We start from the raw sequence: 20,211 nt of genomic DNA on the forward strand, positions 1-20,211 counted from the left end.
CGATCGTCACGCCGCCACAGGCCTTACAGGCAGGACACCGCGGCGTCGCGATAAGCCGAGTTGTAGTCCTTCTTCTCGCCCTGGTGCTCGTACATGGTCACCAAGGCGCCGGTGCCATCTGCCTTTACGTCCAGAAGCTCGTGCGCACCCGCCTTGTCGTTGGCCGACAGGGTGCCCTCTTCCTTCTTGTTCGACAGGCTCACTTGCGCAGACTCGGCCCACTTCGCGCGAACGCATTCGAGGTAGGTCGGCACGTCCTTGGTCGTGCGGCTGCTCATCTTGGGCGTGCTGTCACGCAATCCATGGGTACCGCCACAGGCAGTCAGCAAAACACTACAGACAGCGATCGCAAGAAGTTGTTTCATGTCCAGTTTCCGGTTGACGGTCAGGGGATTCTACCCATCCGTGTCCGCGTCGCCAGCACTCTCGTGCAGGAGGTTCAGCTGCACACGGCGAGTACACAGCAAAATGGGCGGCCAAAGCCGCCCATTCCGTCAGTCGCACGCATGACGCGTGGGATCCGATGCTTACTTCTTGGCGAACAGATGCTCGACACCGGCGCGCTCTTCGCGCAGTTCCTTGTCGGTGGCGTCCATGCGGGCACGCGAGAAGTCGTTGATCGCCAGGCCCTGCACGATTTCGTACTTGCCGTTCTTCACCGTCACCGGGTAGCCGTAGATCACGCCCGGAGCGATGCCGTACGAACCATCGGACGGGATGCCCATGGAAACCCAGTCGCCCTCGGCGGTGCCCAGTGCCCAGGTGCGCATGTGATCGACGGCGGCCGACGCAGCGGAGGCCGCCGACGACGCGCCACGCGCCTTGATGATCGCCGCGCCGCGCTGCTGCACGGTGGGAATGAAGTCGCTCTCGTACCAGGCCTGGTCGATCAGGGACAGCGCGGCCTTGCCGCCGACGGTGGCGTGGTGCAGGTCCGGGTACTGGGTGGAGCTGTGGTTGCCCCAGATGGTCATCTTCTTGATGTCGGTGTTGTGCTTGCCGGTCTTCTCGGCCAGCTGCGACAGCGCACGGTTGTGGTCGAGACGGACCATCGCGGTGAAGCGACCCGGGTCGAGGTCCGGGGCGTTCTGCTGGGCGATCAGCGCATTGGTGTTAGCCGGGTTGCCGACCACCAGCACGCGCACGTCGCGCTTGGCGTGATCGTTCAGTGCCTTGCCCTGCGGGCCGAAGATGGCGCCGTTCGCTTCCAGCAGATCCTTGCGCTCCATACCCGGGCCACGCGGACGCGCACCGACCAGCAGGGCGTAATCCACGTCCTTGAACGCGACATTGAGGTCATCGGTGGCCACGACACCGGCCAGGGTCGGGAACGCACAATCGTTGAGCTCCATCACCACGCCTTGCAGGGCGGGCAGAGCCGGGGTGATTTCCAGCAGGTGCAGGATCACCGGCTGGTCAGGACCCAGCATGTCGCCCGCGGCGATGCGGAACAGCAAGGCGTAGCCGATCTGGCCGGCTGCGCCGGTAACGGCAACTCGAACGGGGGCTTTCATCAGGGTAACTCCTTCAACTTGGCTAGATACGCGACTAGACACAAAACAAAGGGCCCATGCCTTGCAGCATGGGCCCGGTACGATCAGGTCAGTTCGGCGAAGAACGCCTGGATCCGCTCCAACCCAGGCTGCAACTGTGCCGTGGGACAGGTGTAGGAAATGCGCAGGGCGCGTGGCTCACCAAAGGCCGAACCCGGCACACAGGCCACGCCCTTGGCTTCGAGCAGCGCCGCGCAGAAGTCGACATCGCTGTCGATGCGCACGCCGTTGTGGCTCTTGCCGAACGCGACGGAAATATCAGGGAAAGCGTAGAACGCGCCCTGCGGACGCGGGCACACCACACCGGGAATCGCGCGCAAGGCGTTCACCACGATGTCGCGCTTGCCAGCGAATTCCTCGCACTTGGCTTGCGGCACATCCTGCGGACCACCGAACGCAGCGATCGCCGCGGCGGTGATCACTTCTGGCAGGCTGGTGATGTGATTGGAGTTGAGCGTGGTGATGGCCTTGGCCACCACTTCAGGACCCGCGATAAGACCGACGCGCCAACCTGGCATGCCGTAAGTCTTGGACACGGAATCGACGAAGATCAGGCGATCCTTTAGCTCCGGCTTCGCGTGCACGAAGTTGTGATAACCGATGCCGTCGAACACCATCGAGTTGTAGATGTCGTCGGTGATGATCCAGGTGTCCGGGTACTTCACCAGCACCTCGGCCAGCGCAGCGATTTCGTCGCGCGTGTAGACCATGCCGGTGGGATTGGACGGATTGTTGAACAGGAACACCTTGGGCTTGCGCGCCAGCGCGGCATCGAGCTGCGCGGCCGTGAGCTTGTAGTTCTGCTCCGGCGGGCACGGCAACACATTGATCTTGGCGCCAAGAATGTCGGCGATATCGCGGTAGGTGGTCCAGTACGGCGCGGCAAAGGTGATTTCGTCGCCCTCGTTCAACAAGGCCTCGGCCAGGTTGTACAGCACGTGCTTGGCGCCGATGCCGATGGAGAGGTTGCTGCGGCCGTAGCCGGTGAAGCCCAGCTTTTCGATGTGCGCCAGAAAGGCATCCAGCAAGGCATCGGCGCCACGGTTGCTGCCGTACTGACCGGAGTCGCGCTGAAGCGATTCGCGCGCGGCAGCATAGACATGCTCGCCAGGAAGAAAATTCGGTACACCAATGGAGAAGCTGATGATGTCGCGACCGGCAGCCTTGAGCTGCTTGGCCTTCTCGGCGATGACCATGATCGCGCTGGGTTTGGCGCGACCGACACGCTGGGCTAGCTGGGGCATGACTTCCTCGTAACAGGGGGACGAAGGCAGCAAACCCGGCGATTTTAGCATGCGGCGGCGCGTCATCCGCCAGGCTGGCCCGCGAACACCTGTGCTACAGGCAGCGAACGATGCATGATGGCCAAGCCGCTATCGCCCGATTCGAAGGGGGTGGGACGGGGCGACGGAGCTCGCCGGAGGCGGCTCGGCACACGATTCAGGGGGTTTTCCTAACCATCACCAAGGACACGCGAATATGCATTGGCTATGGGTAATCATTGTCGGTCTGGTCGTGGGCATCATCGCCAAGGCGCTGACGCCAGGTAAAGAAGCGATGGGTTTTATCATCACCGCCATCCTGGGTATCGCCGGCTCGTTTCTCTCCACCTATGTCGGTGAGAAGCTTGGGTGGTGGGGGGAAACGGGTATGGTGCATTTCCTGGGATCGATCGGCGGCGCGGTCATTCTGCTGGCGATCTACCACTTCCTGTTCAGGCGCAACGCCTTGACGTGACGCACCTCGATATCGGCGGTGCCTTGCGCACCGCCGATCTTGATCGCGCGACCGGGGCTCAGGCCGCGTTGTTGCCAAACAGCTTGCCCGCCAGCGAGGCGAGCGAACCCAGATCCAGACCGCCCTGACCCGCAGCTGGCGCCTCACCATTGGGCGTGAGGTGATCGACCGCATGCGGCAGCACCTGCGAGAGCTGTCCCAGCAACTGACTCGGATCGACGCCCAACTTGCCCGCGGCCTCCTGTACGACTGGACCCAAGCCACCATTCTGCAAGGCCTGGCCAAGCTGCTCGCTGGATACCGGCTGATTGGAACCGTTGCCGACCCAGGACTGCGCCGCTTCGCCCAAGCCATGTTGCTGCAGCATGGCCACCAGTCCCTGCACGCCGCCCGCTTTTTCAATCAGCGCACCGGCTATCGAAATCAGTGAAGCGCCGCCGGCCTGATTGCCCTGACCACCACCGAGCAGATCATTCAAAAATGACATGGCTACATCTCCTTGGAATGTGGGATGACGCAGATCGCGTGGAGCCCATCGATTCTAGGCCTCTGATCCGTACGCTGCCATGACAGCGTGAGGCATGAAAAAAGCCGCCGTTCGGAGAACGGCGGCTTCTTCACGTCAGCTCGACAAAAAGCGCTTAGCCGCGCTGATCGAGCACGTCGTTCCATTCCTTCACACGCTCAGCCTGGGCGGCCAGCAGCGCGTCGACGTCACTTTCAAGTATCACCTTCTCGATGACGTCGCCCTGGACGATGGCGTCGACCACGGCCTGATCTTCCGGGCCGACCACTTCGCCAAACACGCTGTGCTTGCCGTCCAGCCACGGCGTGGCGCCATGGGTGATGAAGAACTGGCTGCCATTGGTGCGCGGACCGGCATTCGCCATCGACAGCACGCCCGGCTTGTCATGACGCAGCGAAGCGTCGAACTCGTCTTCGAAACGATAGCCCGGGCCGCCACGACCACTGCCTTCCGGGCAGCCGCCCTGGACCATGAAATCGGCGATCACGCGGTGGAACGACAGGCCATCGTAGTAGCCACGGCGGACCAGGTTGACGAAGCTGGCCACGGTCACCGGGGTCTTGTCCTCATGCAGGCGCAGATGGATCGGACCGCGGTTGGTGTTGAAGGTGACGTTGATGGTCATCGGAAATCCTTAGGTTTCGAGGCAGCGCGCAGCCACAGGCGCGCTGCAGGGCGGCAAGGATACCGTAGCTGGGGTCGCATGCAGCGGCTCACAAGGTGTGCGACTGCCAAAAGCCGGATCAAGTCGGCCGAGGGGACCAGGCTGCCGGCAAGTCCAGCGCCGCTGGCACAAGCGCCCCCGTTCCACGCGGCTGGGCAGCAGGCGTCGGTACCACGACCGGCCACGGCGCCCCCTCATAGAGATGCGCCCATAACCGATCGAGCGCGGCGTAACCGTAGGGCAATAGCGGCACGTGCTTGTCGCCAAAGCCCGGCAGCGCAAGAAAGGCATCGAAATGCTGCGCGTACGGCACCTTCCAATACAACGGGTGTCCACCCTTGCCGCGCAGCCAGGCTATATAAGGTTCCGACGTGAATGCGGTGGGCAACAGCCCGTCGGCCGCACCATGCACCACCCACACCGGCAGGCTGGCCCGGGGCAGCTTTACCGTGGTGGCCGCTACACCGTCGCGCAAGGCCTGGGTGCTGGCATCGGTATCCTCCCAAAGCGAGCGCAGGCACAGCGCGCCCGGCAGGGTCGGATCGAGCGAGTGATCGGTTCCGCCTAACAGGCCCACCCCGTTCCCTGGAGGGATGCCCGAGGCGTCAGCCCACCAGGCGGCGCGCATCGCCGGATCCGCCGCGCCGGGCGCACCGTTTGCGCCCACCGCGGCGTAGTGAAAACCGCACGGCATGTCCGCCGGGCCACGCCTCATATAGGCGGAGGCATAAGCGGCTGTCACGGCGCGCCACATATCGAACGTCGTGGTGGTGGCGGCGACCTTCATCGCCTCATCGGTCCAGCCGACGGCACGAAGATGCTCATACGCCTGCGCCGCCTGTTCGCTTACCACCGTCCCGCTGACCAAGCCATGCTCGTGCAATTGGTGACAACGCTGCGCCCATGCGGGCGGCGCCTCATCCTTGGGCGTGCGTGCCATAGGTGTGGCATCGAAGCGGGCATCGAGCAGCGCGCAAGGCATCCATATCGAAGCCTCGGTCGCATAATCGAAAAGCGCACGACCCTGCTCCGGTACGCGGACATTGGGTTCCAGCGCGACCACGCCTGCGAGCAGGTGCTCGTCGTCCAGCCCCGCCGCCTGCAGCACCGCGCCGCCGCCATTGGAAAGACCGGTGGCGATGATGCGGGTGTTCTGCGCGGTAAACGGCGCCTGCTCGGGAAACGCGCGATCGAGCATGGCCAGGCCAAACTGCGCGGCCTGCAGCACATGACGGCCCCAGTCGGCCTCGGGGTTGTCGCCGGAATTCGCATGCTTGACGGCGATACCCGCATGCGACCTGCTGGCCACCGGTTCGAATTCCAGCGTCGCCGTATCGCGCCTGGCCCGCGTGCCATCGAGTGCTACACCACTATCGTCGGCAAAGTCGAAATAGCCGGAGCCGGTGCCCTTGTCCGTATACGCCACCGCACAGCCCCGCGGCAGCCCCCACGCACCCGCCAGCGCAATGGCACCGTAGATGCCGCGCGATCCGGAGGATGCCGTCACCACCAGGCAGCGCCTCGAGCCGTCGAATTGATCGGGCACCTGCAGCAGGACACGATGCGGCGCGTGCGCGCCGGGAATCCACGCGAAAGCCTGATACTCGCGGCCAGGTACCTTGGGCACAGCCCCATACGCGCTACCGAAACCGCCAAGCGGGCCGAGATCGGCTATGCCCTTCCAGCTGGACTGGATCGCGCGCCGACGCAACTCTTCCGGCGTAGGCCGCAAGGAATGCGCAAAGGGCGATGGCGCGCCCGCCAGGCCAGCCAGGCCAAGACCCGCGCTGAGCAGGTCGTCACCCGCACGATGCTCCGTTATGCGCACCTCGCCACGCAAAAAATCAGGGTGTGGCATGCCGGACTCCTTGGGCGCGGGCGTGGTAGCGCACGACGCCAGCAAGGGCGCGAGCAGCAGGATCCATCGAGGGAAACCCTTCTTCATGCCGTCCACCAGGAACGTGGGAGCAGACGCATCATCGTACGAAAGTCCAGCACAGAAGCGGTCGCAGTCACGTGACGCCATGAACTTGCGATCCTGACGCTAGACGCCCCGTTGCCCCCTGGCGACACCCGGCGCGGGCCTTTTTTCGTTGCCTGAACAAGGTTGCAAGCGGATTTGAGGCAAGTTGTCACATAAGTCCGTATAATCGTCCGATTCGCCCTTCAGAAACCTCACGTGACGGCCCAGAGCCGCCCGAGCCGACCTCATGTCCATCGAAAATCTGCGCAATATCGCCATCGTCGCCCACGTCGACCACGGCAAAACCACGCTCGTCGATCAGCTGCTGAAACAGTCCGGCACGCTCAACGAGCGCACCGTGCTGGCCGAGCGCGTGATGGACAGCAATGACCAGGAAAAGGAGCGTGGCATCACGATCCTGGCCAAGAACACGGCCATCACCTGGGAAGACAAGAAGACCGGTGCCAAGAACCGCATCAACATCGTCGACACCCCTGGCCATGCCGACTTCGGCGGCGAGGTCGAGCGCGTGCTGTCGATGGTCGACACGGTGCTGATCCTGGTCGACGCGATGGATGGCCCGATGCCGCAGACCCGCTTCGTGACGCAGAAGGCGTTCGCGATGGGCTTCAAGCCGGTGGTCGTGGTCAACAAGGTCGACCGCCCGGGCGCCCGCCCGGAGTGGGTCGTCGAGCAGGTATGGGACCTGTTCGAGCGCCTCGGCGCCACCGATGAGCAGATGGACTTCCCGATCGTCTACGCCTCGGCACTCAACGGCTATGCCTCGCTCGACGAGAACGTCCGCGAAGGCGACATGACCCCGCTGTACGAAGCGATCATGCAGCACGCGCCGAAGCCGGATGTCGATCCGGACGGCCCGTTCCAGATGCGCATCAGCCAGCTCGACTACAACAACTTCGTCGGCATCATCGGCATTGGCCGCATCCAGCGCGGCATGCTGAAGAAGAACATGCCGGTGGCCGTGATCGACCGCCATGGCAAGAAGCGCCAAGGCAAGGTCGCGCAAGTGCTCGGCTTCCTCGGCCTCGAGCGCATCGAGCAGGAAACCGCCGAAGCTGGCGACATCATCGCTATCTCGGGCATCTCCGAGCTGACCATTTCGGACACCATCACCTCACTGGACACGCCGGAAGCGCTGCCGCCGCTGACCGTTGACGAGCCGATGATCAGCATGACCTTCCAGGTCAACAACTCGCCCTTCGTCGGCAGCAAGGACCTGTCGGGTGGCAAGTTCCTGACCAGCCGCCAGCTGCGCGAGCGCCTCGAGCGCGAGACGGTGCACAACGTCGCCCTGCGCGTGGAAGACGGCTCCGACGCCGACAAGTTCCTGGTGTCAGGCCGTGGCGAACTGCATCTGTCGGTGCTGATCGAAAACATGCGTCGCGAAGGCTACGAGCTCGCCGTGTCGCGTCCGGAAGTGATCATCAAGGAAATCGACGGCCAGAAGATGGAGCCGATCGAACAGCTGGTGGTCGACCTCGAGGAAACCCATCAGGGTCCAGTGATGGAGCGCCTGGGCATCCGCAAGGGCCAGCTCAAGAACATGGAGCCGGACGGCAAGGGCCGCGTACGCCTTGAGTACATGATTCCGGCGCGTGGCCTGATTGGCTTCCAGAACCAGTTCAAGACCCTGACCCAGGGTTCGGGCCTGCTGTTCCACGTGTTCGACCATTACGGTCCGATGGAAGTCGGCGCGATCGCCAAGCGCCTCAACGGCGTCATGATCGCCAATGCGGGCGGCACCACCCCTGCCTACTCGCTTGGACCGCTGCAGGACCGTGGCAAGCTGTTCGCTGCCGAGGGTGACTCGATTTACGAAGGCCAGCTGATCGGCATCCACGCCAAGGACAACGACCTTACCGTCAATGCCATCAAGCCGAAGCCGCTGACCAATATGCGCGCCTCCGGCAAGGACGATGCGATTCAGCTCACCCCGGCGACCAAGTTCTCGCTGGAGCAGGCGCTGGACTTCATCGACGACGACGAGTTGGTCGAAGTCACCCCGAAGGAAATCCGCATGCGCAAGAAGCATCTGACAGAGAACGATCGCAAGCGCGCTTCGCGCGGTTGATCGTCCACGCCAAGTAAACCAAAAAACGCCCGGCTTGCCGGGCGTTTTTTGTTGGCGCCCATCCTCCCCACGTGCTAAATGAGAAACGCCAGCCAGCATGCCCGTGTTGCAATTCACCCCTGAATCGGTGACCGTTACAAGGGATAGCAAGCCAAGATTCACCCAGTCCCGCGAGAGCGCGCATGCCCTGCGCCACGCGGTAGCCACCGCAGCGGCGATGATCACATGGATATAGACATCATGGCGGATGTGATACGGACGCATGACGCGCGGGTCTACCAGGAGTTTTGCGCGCTCTTCGAACGCTACGGCGGTACGCCGATCGAGTATCTCTCAGACCACTTCCAGCGCTTTGCAACCACGCTCGATGAATTCCAATCGACGTGGAAGCATGACGGCCGTCGCGTCCTGGACATCGGCGCGCATTGGCTGCACCAGTCCGTCATGTGGCGAATGGCAGGCTTTGACGTCAGCGCGGTGGATCTGCCTGGCACGTTCCAAGCCGAAAACGTGAAGAATATAGCCCAGGCCCTGGGCATCCCGCTGATCCCGTGCGCCGATCTTGAACGTGCCGACGAATTGGCCGCGTTACCCGACAATTCTGCGGACATCGTTTTGTTCACGGAAATTATCGAGCACATCACCTTCAATCCGATCGCGTTCTGGCGTCAGGTGCATCGCATCCTGGCGCCTGGTGGACGGATTGTCGTGACGACACCCAACTACTACTCATGGAAAGGGCGTGCATGGCAATTCATGCGCTATCTCAGGGGGATGGGAGGCGGGATTTCGGTCGGGGAAATTCTTCATACGCACACCTACGCGCATCACTGGCGCGAATACAGCCGACGAGAAGTGTTGGAGTACTTTCGGCTACTGTCGCCGGACTTCGTGCCAGTGAAAGCGCGGCTCATGCCGACCTACATGCGATCGGCGGTTCGCTGGAAAAACGTGGCACAACGGACGCTGGACCTGATGCCACTGCTGCGTCCGAATCTGCACATCGAAATCGCGCTGCCCAGCAAGAACCACGGGATTGTTGTTACGGCCTCCTGGTAACCCGCTCGAAAGCGCAAATCGCAGCTTCCACAGCGACATCGGTGAAAGCGGGGCTATCCTCGTAACAGTGGCAAGTCGCCACATGCCAGCCTCTTTCATGGGCCGCGTCGCCTTCGTGAGCTAGCGTTCGCCCCTCTGCCCCTATCGACCCTCATCTCGAACCATGCGATTAGCACGTATCCAAGCCATGGCGTACCTGATGCTCGCCTCACTGGCCCTTCATGCTGATGAGGCGCGCCTGTGGGTGCCGCAATGGCTCGGCGCGCAATACACCTTTGTTGACCAGCACCAGGATTCGCTGCACTCGCCCTACGCCGGCAACCTCAGCCTGCACCCTGAGGGCGACACCGCGCGCTCCCACACTTTTGGTGCCTACTTCGGCGTGGCCCTGCCCGCACACTTGCAGCTCTATGCGGACGTGGAGATGTTCAAGGGTGAAGGTGTTTCCGGCGCCACCGGTCTTGGCGGTCTCACCAATGGCGATGTGATCCGCTCGGGCACAGCCGGACTCGGCAAGGGACCGTATCTCGCGCGCGCCTTCCTGCGCTGGAGCCTGCCGCTGGGCGAGGACAGCGTCGATGTCGAACGCAGCCAGGACCATTTGCCGGGCAAGGAGTCCACCCAACAGATCGAGGTGAAGCTGGGCACGATGGCCGTCAATGATGATCTCGACAAGAACCGCTATGCCGGCAGTACCCGCACCCAGTTCATGAACTGGTCGTTGTTCAACAATACCGCCTGGGATTTCGCTGCCGATACGCGCGGCTATACCGACGGCTTGGTGGTTGCGTGGGCCCATCGGAGCTGGAGTCTGCGCTATGGCATCTACCTGATGCCTTATGAAGCAAACGGGCAACGGCTGGTCTATTCCCTTCCCGACTCCAACGGTCAGCAGCTCGAGCTGACCCTGCAGCCGCGAGTCGATGGATGGGCGCTGCGTCTGTTGGCCTTTCGCAACAAGGCCCGCATGGGCATCTACGAGGACGCCATCGCCATCGCGCAGGCCACCGGCCAGCTACCCGATATCCGGGCCGACGATCAGCCGGGACGGCACAAATACGGTTTCGGCCTGAACGGCGAACTGCCACTGGCCGACGACGGCGACACCGGACTGTTCATGCGCGCCGGCTGGAACGACGGGCGCACCGAATCGTTCGTGTTCACCGAGGTCGACCGCACGCTTAGCGGTGGACTGCAACTGTCCGGCGCCCATTGGGGTCGTCCCACCGACCACTTCTCGATCGCGTTGGCGATCAATGGACTATCGTCGATCCATGCCGACTATCTTGCCCTGGGCGGCGAGGGATTTGTCCTGGGCGATGGTGCGCTCAACTACGGTCGCGAACAGATCCTCGAGGCGTATTACAGCTTTACGCCTGTCGCACATCTCACCCTTAGCCCGGATCTGCAGCTGATCCATAACCCCGGCTACAACCGCGATCGGGGGCCCGCGCGTTTCGTCGGCTTGCGCGCCCATCTCGAGCTCTGATCACCTCGCCAGCTGCGCCCTTTCCAGCGCCGCAATACGACGATCCAGCCGGGGCCCGAGATAGCAATGCGAGCCACATGGCAGCAGGCCCACTTCGCCAAACGCTTTCAGATACCAGGACGGCGCGCGCGAATGGAAGCCGTCCATATCGCCATCCACGCCATCGCGGCTGGTAAATACTTCGAGAAAGGCCACTCCCTCCAGCATGTCGCTGATACCCACCAGGCCGGCGCGTATCTCCGCGGGCTTGAGGTAGTGCAGCACGTCGGTACAGACGATCAGGTCGAAGCGGTGGTCGAAGCGCAGCTGTTCCAGTTGCCCGAAGCGCGCAAGCCCGATATTCCGGCGGGCGCCATAACGCGCCACCGCATATTCGCTCGCATCCAGCCCCTGGTAATGAAGGTCGGGCCGCAACGCACGCAGCGGTGCCCGCCAAACGCCTTCACCGCAGCCCACGTCCAGCACGCTGCGCACGGATCGCCCGAGGTAATACTCGGCCTGGCCCACCGCCATCGCCACCTTGCGCCGCAGCTCGGCCGGCGAGGCAACCGCGTGGTCGGGGTGGCGATACCATTTATCGAAATAGGCGCGGTCGTAAATCTTGGGCACAAGGCTGCTCCGGCAAACACCACATGATAAGGCGTGTTCGCCCTCATCACGCGGCGCTGGTTGCTTTGCCGGCGTCGACGATCACCTGCCGTGAACATGGATCGCGGGAGCATAGTGACAGTGGAAACGAGAGCAGAACACCATGCCCACGATCCGCATCCGCATGACCGGCAGCCGCAATGATGCTGACACGCTGCTTACCGTTCTTCACGGTATCGATGGCATCGAGCACGTGGAGGAAATCGACGACCCTGCGCCGTCCTTGCGTGACGACTCCAGCTCCAGCGACCTGATCGACGACAACCGCGGCGAGTTGTTCCTGATCGAGGTGCGGGCGGCCGATCACCTGCACGCCGATGCCGTGCGTGCGGTCACCGAGCTCGAGTCCAGCCAGCTGGGTGCCGTGGTCGAGTTCGTCGACGAGTTCTAGCGTCGCCAGCCCCCCCCGCGACCCCAGGGAGGCCTATAGGGCGGGTCCGGCGGATGAATCCGCGCCTAATCGGTCACATTTTCGAAGCGTCCCCGGTAAGCGGGACGACAACTCCCGCGTTGACACTACCTGGCAACGGTTGTCGTTCACTCTCGTCACCAGGAAACCCGACGCATGCGCCCTACCCCGAAGGCCTCGTCCCGTCGCGCCCGCCCCTGGCTGGCCCTGCTCGGTTTGCTGCTGGTACTCGGCCCTGCCGGTGCCATGGCGCGAGAGCCACATCCGCTGAGCGACGACGACATCGCCTGGCTACGCCGCGACAGTTTCGAGCTCGATAGCGCCACGGTCACCCGGTACCGCGAACTGGGCCGCTCGCGCTTCCTGGACGAGCAGCTCGATGGGCATGGCAGCGACGATCGCTTGCCGCCGCAGATCGCTGCCCTGATCAGCAGCTACGAAGTGGCGAGCACGCCTTTGGAGCAATTGCTCACCAATTTCCGCGACGAGCAGCAGAAGATCAAGGACATGCCCGACGGCGACGACAAGACGGCCGCCAAGAAAGCCGAGCAGCAGCGCGCCAATGATCTGGGTCAGCAGGCGCAGCAGATCGAGATCTTGCATGCCATCTACGGCGAGAACCAGCTGAAAGAGCAAATGGTGTGGTTCTGGCTGAATCACTTCAGCGTGTACGCCGGCAAGGGCCGCGTGCGCTGGGTCGCCAACGACTATGTGCAGAACTCCATCCGGCCGCACGCCCTGGGCAAGTTCCGCGACCTGGTGATGGCCACGCTGGAAAGCCCGGCGATGATGGAGTTTCTCGACAACGCCCAGAATGCCAAGGACCACGTCAACGAAAACTACGCACGTGAGTTGATGGAGCTGCACACGCTCGGCGTCGGTTCTGGCTACACCCAGCAGGACGTGCAGCAGCTGGCCCTGATCCTCACCGGCTCCGGCGTCGCACCGCTGCGCGACCGTCCCGCGCTCCTCCAACATCCGCGCTACGCCGCCATGTTCGTGCGCAACGGCATGTTCGAGTTCAACCCCATGCGCCACGATTACAGCGACAAGGTGTTGCTGGGACAAAAGATCAAGGGCCGCGGCTTCGATGAAGTGAGCGAGGCGGTCGAACTGATCACCCGCCAACCGGCCTGCGCGCAGTTCATATCGAAGCAGCTCGCGGAATACTTCGTCGCTGATGAGCCACCGCCGGCCCTGGTCGCGAAGATGGCCAAGACGTTCCAGCGCACCGACGGCGACATCGCGGCCGTCCTACGCACCATGCTGGAGTCGAAGGAGCTGGCCAGCAGCTACGGCAAGAAGTTCAAGGATCCCATGCAGTTCGTGGTGTCCTCGGTGCGCATGGCCTACGACGGCAAGCCCATCGCCAATGCCAAGCCCCTGCTAAATTGGTTGAACCAGCTGGGCGAACCGGTATTCGGCCGACTCACGCCGGATGGCTGGCCGCTGGAAGGCAGTGGCTGGTCCAGCTCGGGACAGATGGCCAAACGCTTTGAGATCGCCGGAGCTATCGGCACTGGCAACAACCGCCTGCTGACACCCGAAGGCACGGTCAAGGTGGGTGGCGATTTCCCCATGCTGACCACGCGACTCTATTACGACACGTTCGACCCGCGATTGGCCCCGCAGACGCGCGATGCACTGGCCAAGGCTACTTCGCAGCAGGAATGGAACACGTTCCTGCTCTCCTCTCCCGACTTCAACTATCGCTGAGGCCGACCGCCATGAATCGCCGAGAATTCCTGCTCGCCGCCGCTACTGCCGCTGTCGCCGCCCCGACCCTGTCCTTCTCCGGCAAACTTTTTGCCGCACCGGCCAGCGCACCCCGTTTCCTGCTGGTGTTCCTGCGCGGCGGCTACGACTGCAACAACCTGCTCATACCCTATGGCAGCGACTTCTATTACGAGTCGCGCCCCACGCTGTCGATCGCCAGGCCTGACCCGTACAACCAGAACAGCGCGATTGGGCTCGACAGCGAGTGGGGGCTTAATCCAGCGCTGCGCGATTCACTCTACCCGCTATGGCAGAAACGCCAGATCGCCTTCGTGCCGTTCGCTGGTACCGACGATATGTCGCGCAGCCATTTCGAGACGCAGGACAATATCGAATCCGGCGAACCCAGCAGCCAGCGCAGCGACTTCCGTTCTGGCTTCATGGCGCGCCTGTCGGGTCAGATGGCAAAGGTGCCTTCCATTGCGTTCACCGACGCATTGCCGCTGAGCTTCCAGGGCGGCAATCACGACATTCCCAATATCTCGCTGCGCGGCAATACCAAGGCGGTCTTCGACGATCGGCAAGCCAGCATCCTCGCCGGCATGTACCAGAACACCTCGCTCGCCTCGGCTGCTGCCGACGGCCTGGAACTGCGCCAAAGCGTGTCCAAGGAATTGCAGGACGAGATGATGAAGGCCAATCGCGGCGCCGCCAACGCCAAGAGCTTCGCCGAAGAGACCCAACGCATGGCGACAATGATGCGTGACCAGTACCGCCTGGGCTTCGTCGACGTAGGCGGCTGGGATACCCACGTCAATCAGGGCAGCACCAGCGGACAGCTTGCCAACAATCTTACCAACCTCAGCAAGGGTTTGGCCGCCTATGCAGACGCGCTGGGCGATGAGTGGAACAACACCGTGGTGGTGGTGATGTCGGAGTTCGGGCGCACGTTCCGCGAGAACGGCAACAAGGGCACCGACCACGGCCACGGTACCGTGCATTGGGTGCTGGGTGGCAAGGTCAATGGTGGCCGCATCGCCGGGCCGCAGGTAGCTGTAAACGCGCAGAACCTGCTGCAGAATCGGGACTACCCTGTGCTGACCAACTATCGCGACATGTTGGGCGGATTGCTCAGCAAAACCTGGGGCCTTTCCGGCAGTCAGATACAGACTGTGTTCCCGGGTTCCAAGCCGAAGGATCTGCAGCTGGTGTAAGCAGACCGCAGATCACGCACCTCGTGCGCGATCTGCGCGTAAGGGAACCTCGAATGGCCTCGTGCCAAGCTGGTCATCCCAGCGGCTTTGAACGGCCGTAGGGCTGGTCAAGCTGGGATGACGTAGAGGAAGGGGTGTCTTTCGCAGCTCTCTTAACTCAGTTCGTTCGACGATAACTACCCGTCATCACCGACTCCCAGCTGACACCGCTATCGAACGAACTTTCCAGCTTCAACAAAAACGCGCCCTCACCCAGCAACTCGTAAACATGCCGCGTCTGCCCGCGTGACGAGCTGCGCACAAACGTAAGACGCTGCCCGTCCCACAGACCCGGCGCCGGCACGGCAGGCGTAAAGCCGTAACTGTCAAACCAGTACAAGCCGTACTGATCATGCTCCGGACCGGCTACGAAGACCGCATGAACCTGTAGCGCCGTCTTGCCATCACGTTCTTCGCGATAGTCCTGCACCAGCGCGCGGCCACCTAGTTCGAGGCGCGCATGGATGTGACCCACGGCGGGTCCGCCCTGGCCCCAGCGCGTCGTAGCGATCTGTTCGTCACCGATCCAGTCACCGGCCAATGCGGAAAGCGCGAGCATCGCCATCGCTTAAGCCCTTTGATCGTCCGAGCGAACCAGCAGGCCCTTCGCGATGGCACCGTGCAGCTTGCCCAGCGCACGCACCAGATGCAGCGTGGCAAACAGCAGGACGATACCGATGATGCAAAGGACGATCGCGTCGCCAAAGCCCGGCTCATGCGATCCCAGGCCCCAATTGATCAGGACATTGTCGTTGTTGAAAGCCAATCCGATCGGCGACGCGATAAAAGCCAGCGACACGACCATGGGCACGACGGTAAAGACGAAATAGATGATGCCCAGCGGCAGCATCAGGATCATGTAGAACAGCATGGTCCACGTGCGCCCATCCGTGAAGATGGCTCCCACACGCTGCATGAGCGACATGCCTGCGAGTGCCGGATAAGGAGGCCGACGCGGCATGCGCACCCCCAGCATCGTCTCGACAATGCGCCCTTCCAACAGCGACAACGCACGCACCGTGCTGAGAAACAGCACGACAAAGGGGATGCCGACAATCAGCACCAACAGCCCCAGCGATAGCGAAATACCGGTCACTGCCCAGGTGAAATAGAAGATTCCGGTGGCCAACGCCAGCACCATGTAGAACATGGCACCCCAGGTGCGCGGATCTGCAGCGACACCGAAGAAGCGCCCCATGGCAGAGCTGCGCTTGGGCATCGGCGGCGGACGCAGGGCGCGCTGGATCTTGATCTCCTGATCGCGGTAGAGATCCGCCACTTCATCTGGTGCGCCGTAGGTACCAACCACATGCGCCAACATGTCCGCTTCACTGCGCTGGGGATTTTCCGCCAGCTCGGCGCGCAGATGTTCTTCCGCGTCATACAGCGCGTCCTGGACCAAGGCCGGATCAGCACCGCGCAAAGCATCCCGCAGTTGCTTCAGATACTCGTTGATCGTACGTGGTGCGTTCATTACACCCCTCCTTGCAAAACGGAATCGACCGAATCGCGCGTGGCATTCCAGGCATCCACCCAGTCACGCAGCACGTCGCGACCCAACTTCGTAATGCGGTAGTAGCGGCGAGGTGGCCCACTGCTTGATGGCCCCACCTCGCTGGCCAGCAAGCCAGCGGCCTCCAAGTTGCGCAGCACCGGATACAGCGCGCTCTGCTTGCCCGCCAACACCCCTTCCCCCACATCCTCGAGGCGTTTGGCGATTTGATAGCCATACATAGGCTGCCGCGACTGCCCCAGCACCGCCAGCAACACCAGGGACACGGTGCCAGCCGAGAGCTCCTTCTGGAATTTCTTCAGATGGCTGCCGGTATCTTCCATAACCCACCCGCACTGCTACGTACCTTGGAGTCAACCATAGTATCGAGTTAACACTAGTGCATGGGCCTGAAGTCATGGACTGGCAGCCGGATAACCTGGGCATGACACCAATGTATGTACCGGCTGTACAAACATTGGTATCAGCGAGCTCAGCCGACTGAGGGGACAGGCGGCAGCTGGGTACTCGGGGGATCAGTTCGCGAGCTTCGGGCCACCGGCACGGCTCGGCCTCGCTTTAGTGGCCCACGAAAGGTCTGCTTCATGCCCTGAGCCGTTCCGTCAACTATGTGACGAAGCCAGGCCGGCGAGCCAGGGCGAGCCGCGACGCTGCAGGGCCTTAAGGTCGGCAGCGGACCTTTCCAGCGTGCCAATGAGCCGCCCTCGGCACAAGACCTGCTTTCGGCCGAACGGCGGTCATGGAGCTCGCGGAATCGAGCAGCTTTCCGACCGGACTCGCTAAATCTGACTAGTAGTGACCTTCGAACGACTAGACATTGCCCGTCGATGATGGCGGCATCCGTGATGCCCGGCATCGCCCAGTCCTAATTCCGCAAAGGGTGTGCCTTTCTCACGCAAAGCTTCGCGTGGCTTTAGCGTGGCTTCGTCCCCAGCGGCAGCGCCACCCTCGTATTTCTAGCTGCCGCCAGGCGTATTGCCTACAGCACTGTTCACGGCGACGAACTGGATATGGAGCTGTCCTTCGCTGGCCACGAGGTCGCGCCGCGCCTGAAGATAGGTGCGGTGACTGTCGAGGACGCTGAGAAAGTCGACGGTACCGGCGTCGTACTTGACCTGGATGAGCTTGTAGGCCTCATTGGCGCTGGCGACGCGAGCTAGCAGTTGTTGCGTCTGCTGCCGGTCGGCGGTGTATCCATTCAACGCGTTGTCGATCTCTTGCCAGGCCTGAAGCACAGTGTGGTGATAATCGATGGCGGCTTCCTGCTGCTGCAACTCGCGCAGGTGGACAATACTGACGCGGCGGCCATGATCAAACAGCGGCAAACTGAGCGAAGGACCGATCGACCACGTGCGGCTTCCCCAGTTGCCGAAGTCGCTGCCTAGATAGGACTCGTAGCCAAACTGGGCGCCCAGCGTTACTCGCGGATAAAGGTCTGCCTTGGCAACACCGATATTGGCGGTGGCGCTGCGCAAGCGTTGTTCAGCGGCACGGATGTCGGGCCGGCGGGCGGCGACGTCGGAAGGCACGCCGGGGCTGAGATCAGGAGGCATCTGCCATGGATCAGCCGTCGATGGCTGCAACAGGTCGTGCAGCGCGCCCGGATGTTCGCCCAGCAGCAGACCGAGCTGGTTCTCGTACGTGCTGGTCTGAACCATCAAGCCGGGCAGTTGCGCCCGCAGGCCCGACAGTTCGGCGCGCTGCTGCTCCAGGTTGACGTGATCGAGCGTGCCGGCGTTGACGCGCACTGCAATCAGATTGAGTCGCTGCTCCATCGCCGTGATGTCGTCCTGGGTCAACCGAAGCTGACGCTGCGCGACACGCAACTGGACATAGGTGCGGGCCACATCGCTGGCAACGCTCAAGCGGGTGGCGTTCAGCAGGGCAGACTGTTGCGCGACGTCTGCATCCGCGGCCTCCACGGAGCGGCGCACGCGACCCCAAAGATCGAGCTCCCAGGAAGCATCGACACCTGCCTGATAGAGATTGTACGGTCGACTGAGCAGATCGATCAGCTGCTTCTGCTGCTCTGGCTGCCCGAGACCCTGCACGATGCGCACGCTTGCGCCTGACTCGCTCATGCGCTGGCGATTTTCGCCGGCACTGGCATTGACGTCTGGCCAGCGCTGCGCCGCCACCGTGCTGCGTTGCACGCGCGACTGGGCAAGATGCAGTACGGCCTTCTGAAGGTCCGAGTTGGCTGCAAAAGCGCGATCTTCCAGCTGGTTCAACACCGGATCATCGAACGCTTTCCACCAGTCCGGCGTGAGCGGAGTATTCGTAAGCACGGGGGTGACGAGCGTGGGATCTGCGCTACGCCAGCTTGCCCAGTCCTGGGGCGCACTGGCCTTGGGCGCGACAAAGTCTGGCCCCACCGCGCAACCTGCCACCGCCAATGAGAGGACATACACGCCAAGATGGGTGGCTCGAGTAGCGAATGAAGAGCGCTTCGGAGTGATCATGGGTGTGGCCTTAGGCGAGGCGGTGGCGAAAGAGCCACGCCGCCAGTGGCAGCGTGATCGCGGCAATGATCAGCAGGGGTATGAAGTCGGTGGCGACGTCCGTTATTCCAGCGCCTTCCAGATACACGCGACGCACGATGCTCATGCCAAACCTCAGCGGATTCACATACGTGGCCAACTGCAGCACGACGGGCATGTTACGCACGGGCGTCAGCAGTCCCGACAAGAGCATGAGCGGCATGATCAGAAAGAACGTATAGAGCATGGCTTGCTGCATGGTCAGTGACAACGCGGAAATGGATAACCCGATGCCGACCGATGCAACCGTAAAGGTGAACAGGCCCAGATAGAGAAGCCACGCCGAGCCTACAAGCGGGATCTGAAACCAGAAGCGTATGATCAAAAAGATAATGGTGGACTGAACCAGACCCACCGCAATCGATGGTAACGCCTTACCCACCAAAATCTGCATGGGCGTCATCGGCGTCACCAGCAACTGATCGAACGTGCCCTGCTCTCGCTCGCGCGCCACCGACAGCGAGGCGATCAACAGCGTCTGTAGCATGCTCAGGGCAGCGATCAACGCCGGCATGATGTTCCAGCGTGCCTCGAGGTTGGGGTTGAACCAGGCACGCCGCTCCACGCTTATGCCGCCACTGGCATGGCCCAGGGACTGATTATAGGAAGCCACGATGTTGCCGAGATACGCGCCAGCCGTTGCCGCGGTCGTCGAGTTGCGGCCATCGAGGATCGCCTGCAGCGGTGCGGACTGATTGGCCGACAGTCGATTCTCGAAATCCGAGGGAATGCTGATGACCATCAACGCGTCGTTATCATCGATGACTTTTGCGATATCCCGCGGCGACGTCAGCGTGCGTTTGCGCTCGAACACGCCCGTTCCGTCCAGGCGGTTGAGAATTTCCGTGGAGGCCCTTCCTCGGCTTTGATCAAGCACCGCGTAGGCCACGTGGTTGAGATCGTAAGTCGCGCCATAACCAAACAGCAGTGCCTGCATCAGTGCGGGCGCAATGAGAATGGCACGACTGGACGGCTCCTTCAGCAGTGCGAGCAGCTCCTTGCGGCAAAGCGCGCCGATCTGCGCCAACAGGGCAATGAATGCGCTCATA

The 20,211-nt window shown here is 62.4% G+C and carries 19 protein-coding genes; 7 read left to right on the forward strand and 12 right to left on the reverse strand.

Annotation, left to right across the window (positions count from 1 at the left end; all coding sequences use genetic code 11):
* Nucleotides 1–23: 23 nt before the first annotated feature.
* The 3 genes from ACT01B_RS15060 to ACT01B_RS15070 all read right to left on the reverse strand — a co-directional run bounded on the left by ACT01B_RS15060 (nucleotide 24) and on the right by ACT01B_RS15070 (nucleotide 2,797).
* Nucleotides 24–365, reverse strand: coding sequence for a hypothetical protein (locus tag ACT01B_RS15060; protein WP_445144045.1), 342 nt, complete (start codon nucleotides 363–365; stop codon nucleotides 24–26).
* A gap of 162 nt (nucleotides 366–527) precedes the next feature.
* Nucleotides 528–1,514 (reverse strand): malate dehydrogenase, encoded by a 987-nt coding sequence (locus tag ACT01B_RS15065; RefSeq protein WP_445144046.1) that lies wholly within the window; start codon nucleotides 1,512–1,514, stop codon nucleotides 528–530.
* An 83-nt stretch (nucleotides 1,515–1,597) separates the two neighbouring features.
* On the reverse strand, nucleotides 1,598–2,797 hold the full coding sequence (locus ACT01B_RS15070; protein WP_445144047.1) for a pyridoxal phosphate-dependent aminotransferase: 1,200 nt from the start codon (nucleotides 2,795–2,797) through the stop codon (nucleotides 1,598–1,600).
* A gap of 235 nt (nucleotides 2,798–3,032) precedes the next feature.
* Here ACT01B_RS15070 and ACT01B_RS15075 point away from each other — a divergent pair, with 235 nt between their 5' ends.
* Nucleotides 3,033–3,290, forward strand: coding sequence for a GlsB/YeaQ/YmgE family stress response membrane protein (locus ACT01B_RS15075; protein WP_445144048.1), 258 nt, complete (start codon nucleotides 3,033–3,035; stop codon nucleotides 3,288–3,290).
* Nucleotides 3,291–3,348: 58 nt separating this feature from the next.
* Here ACT01B_RS15075 and ACT01B_RS15080 read toward each other — a convergent pair whose 3' ends face one another.
* From ACT01B_RS15080 to ACT01B_RS15090, 3 genes are all read right to left on the reverse strand, one after another.
* Nucleotides 3,349–3,777, reverse strand: a complete 429-nt coding sequence (locus ACT01B_RS15080; RefSeq protein ID WP_445144049.1) for a YidB family protein — start codon at nucleotides 3,775–3,777, stop codon at nucleotides 3,349–3,351.
* Nucleotides 3,778–3,931: 154 nt separating this feature from the next.
* Entirely contained in the window at nucleotides 3,932–4,441 is a 510-nt protein-coding gene (locus ACT01B_RS15085) for a peptidylprolyl isomerase (RefSeq protein WP_445144050.1), read from the reverse strand.
* 118 nt (nucleotides 4,442–4,559) lie between these two features.
* Complete coding sequence (locus ACT01B_RS15090; protein ID WP_445144051.1) at nucleotides 4,560–6,506, reverse strand: 3-hydroxybutyrate oligomer hydrolase family protein; 1,947 nt, start codon at nucleotides 6,504–6,506, stop codon at nucleotides 4,560–4,562.
* Between the two features lie 184 nt (nucleotides 6,507–6,690).
* Between ACT01B_RS15090 and typA the strand changes: the two genes are divergently transcribed.
* The 3 genes from typA to ACT01B_RS15105 all read left to right on the forward strand — a co-directional run bounded on the left by typA (nucleotide 6,691) and on the right by ACT01B_RS15105 (nucleotide 11,083).
* Entirely contained in the window at nucleotides 6,691–8,535 is a 1,845-nt protein-coding gene (gene typA, locus ACT01B_RS15095; RefSeq protein ID WP_445144052.1) for a translational GTPase TypA, read from the forward strand.
* A gap of 225 nt (nucleotides 8,536–8,760) precedes the next feature.
* On the forward strand, nucleotides 8,761–9,594 hold the full coding sequence (locus tag ACT01B_RS15100) for a class I SAM-dependent methyltransferase (protein WP_445144053.1): 834 nt from the start codon (nucleotides 8,761–8,763) through the stop codon (nucleotides 9,592–9,594).
* 199 nt (nucleotides 9,595–9,793) lie between these two features.
* Nucleotides 9,794–11,083, forward strand: coding sequence for a carbohydrate porin (locus ACT01B_RS15105; protein WP_445144054.1), 1,290 nt, complete (start codon nucleotides 9,794–9,796; stop codon nucleotides 11,081–11,083).
* Here ACT01B_RS15105 and ACT01B_RS15110 read toward each other — a convergent pair whose 3' ends face one another.
* Nucleotides 11,084–11,692, reverse strand: coding sequence for a class I SAM-dependent DNA methyltransferase (locus ACT01B_RS15110; RefSeq protein WP_445144055.1), 609 nt, complete (start codon nucleotides 11,690–11,692; stop codon nucleotides 11,084–11,086). It abuts the gene before it with no gap.
* A 142-nt stretch (nucleotides 11,693–11,834) separates the two neighbouring features.
* Here ACT01B_RS15110 and ACT01B_RS15115 point away from each other — a divergent pair, with 142 nt between their 5' ends.
* From ACT01B_RS15115 to ACT01B_RS15125, 3 genes are all read left to right on the forward strand, one after another.
* Complete coding sequence (locus ACT01B_RS15115; RefSeq protein WP_445144056.1) at nucleotides 11,835–12,122, forward strand: hypothetical protein; 288 nt, start codon at nucleotides 11,835–11,837, stop codon at nucleotides 12,120–12,122.
* 174 nt (nucleotides 12,123–12,296) lie between these two features.
* Nucleotides 12,297–13,856 carry a DUF1800 domain-containing protein gene (locus ACT01B_RS15120; protein WP_445144057.1) on the forward strand — a complete coding sequence of 520 codons (1,560 nt, stop codon included), beginning with the start codon at nucleotides 12,297–12,299 and terminating at the stop codon, nucleotides 13,854–13,856.
* An 11-nt stretch (nucleotides 13,857–13,867) separates the two neighbouring features.
* Entirely contained in the window at nucleotides 13,868–15,070 is a 1,203-nt protein-coding gene (locus tag ACT01B_RS15125) for a DUF1501 domain-containing protein (RefSeq protein WP_445144058.1), read from the forward strand.
* A gap of 157 nt (nucleotides 15,071–15,227) precedes the next feature.
* Here the strand turns inward: ACT01B_RS15125 and ACT01B_RS15130 are convergent, their stop codons facing one another.
* The 5 genes from ACT01B_RS15130 to ACT01B_RS15150 form a co-directional block, all read right to left on the reverse strand.
* The gene (locus ACT01B_RS15130; protein WP_445144059.1) at nucleotides 15,228–15,674 is read right to left on the reverse strand and encodes a DUF1579 family protein; all 447 of its coding nucleotides are present in this window, start codon (nucleotides 15,672–15,674) and stop codon (nucleotides 15,228–15,230) included.
* Nucleotides 15,675–15,677: 3 nt separating this feature from the next.
* A complete protein-coding gene (locus ACT01B_RS15135) occupies nucleotides 15,678–16,583 on the reverse strand; it encodes a sensor domain-containing protein (RefSeq protein WP_445144060.1) in 906 nt (301 codons plus the stop codon).
* Nucleotides 16,583–16,945 (reverse strand): PadR family transcriptional regulator, encoded by a 363-nt coding sequence (locus tag ACT01B_RS15140; protein WP_445144061.1) that lies wholly within the window; start codon nucleotides 16,943–16,945, stop codon nucleotides 16,583–16,585. Before ACT01B_RS15140 ends, ACT01B_RS15135 begins: the two co-directional genes overlap by 1 nt.
* A gap of 633 nt (nucleotides 16,946–17,578) precedes the next feature.
* Nucleotides 17,579–19,084, reverse strand: coding sequence for an efflux transporter outer membrane subunit (locus ACT01B_RS15145; protein WP_445144062.1), 1,506 nt, complete (start codon nucleotides 19,082–19,084; stop codon nucleotides 17,579–17,581).
* A gap of 10 nt (nucleotides 19,085–19,094) precedes the next feature.
* Nucleotides 19,095–20,210, reverse strand: coding sequence for an ABC transporter permease (locus ACT01B_RS15150; protein ID WP_445144063.1), 1,116 nt, complete (start codon nucleotides 20,208–20,210; stop codon nucleotides 19,095–19,097).
* Nucleotide 20,211 lies beyond the last annotated feature (1 nt).

The organism is Dyella sp. Tek66A03 (genome assembly GCF_052567735.1).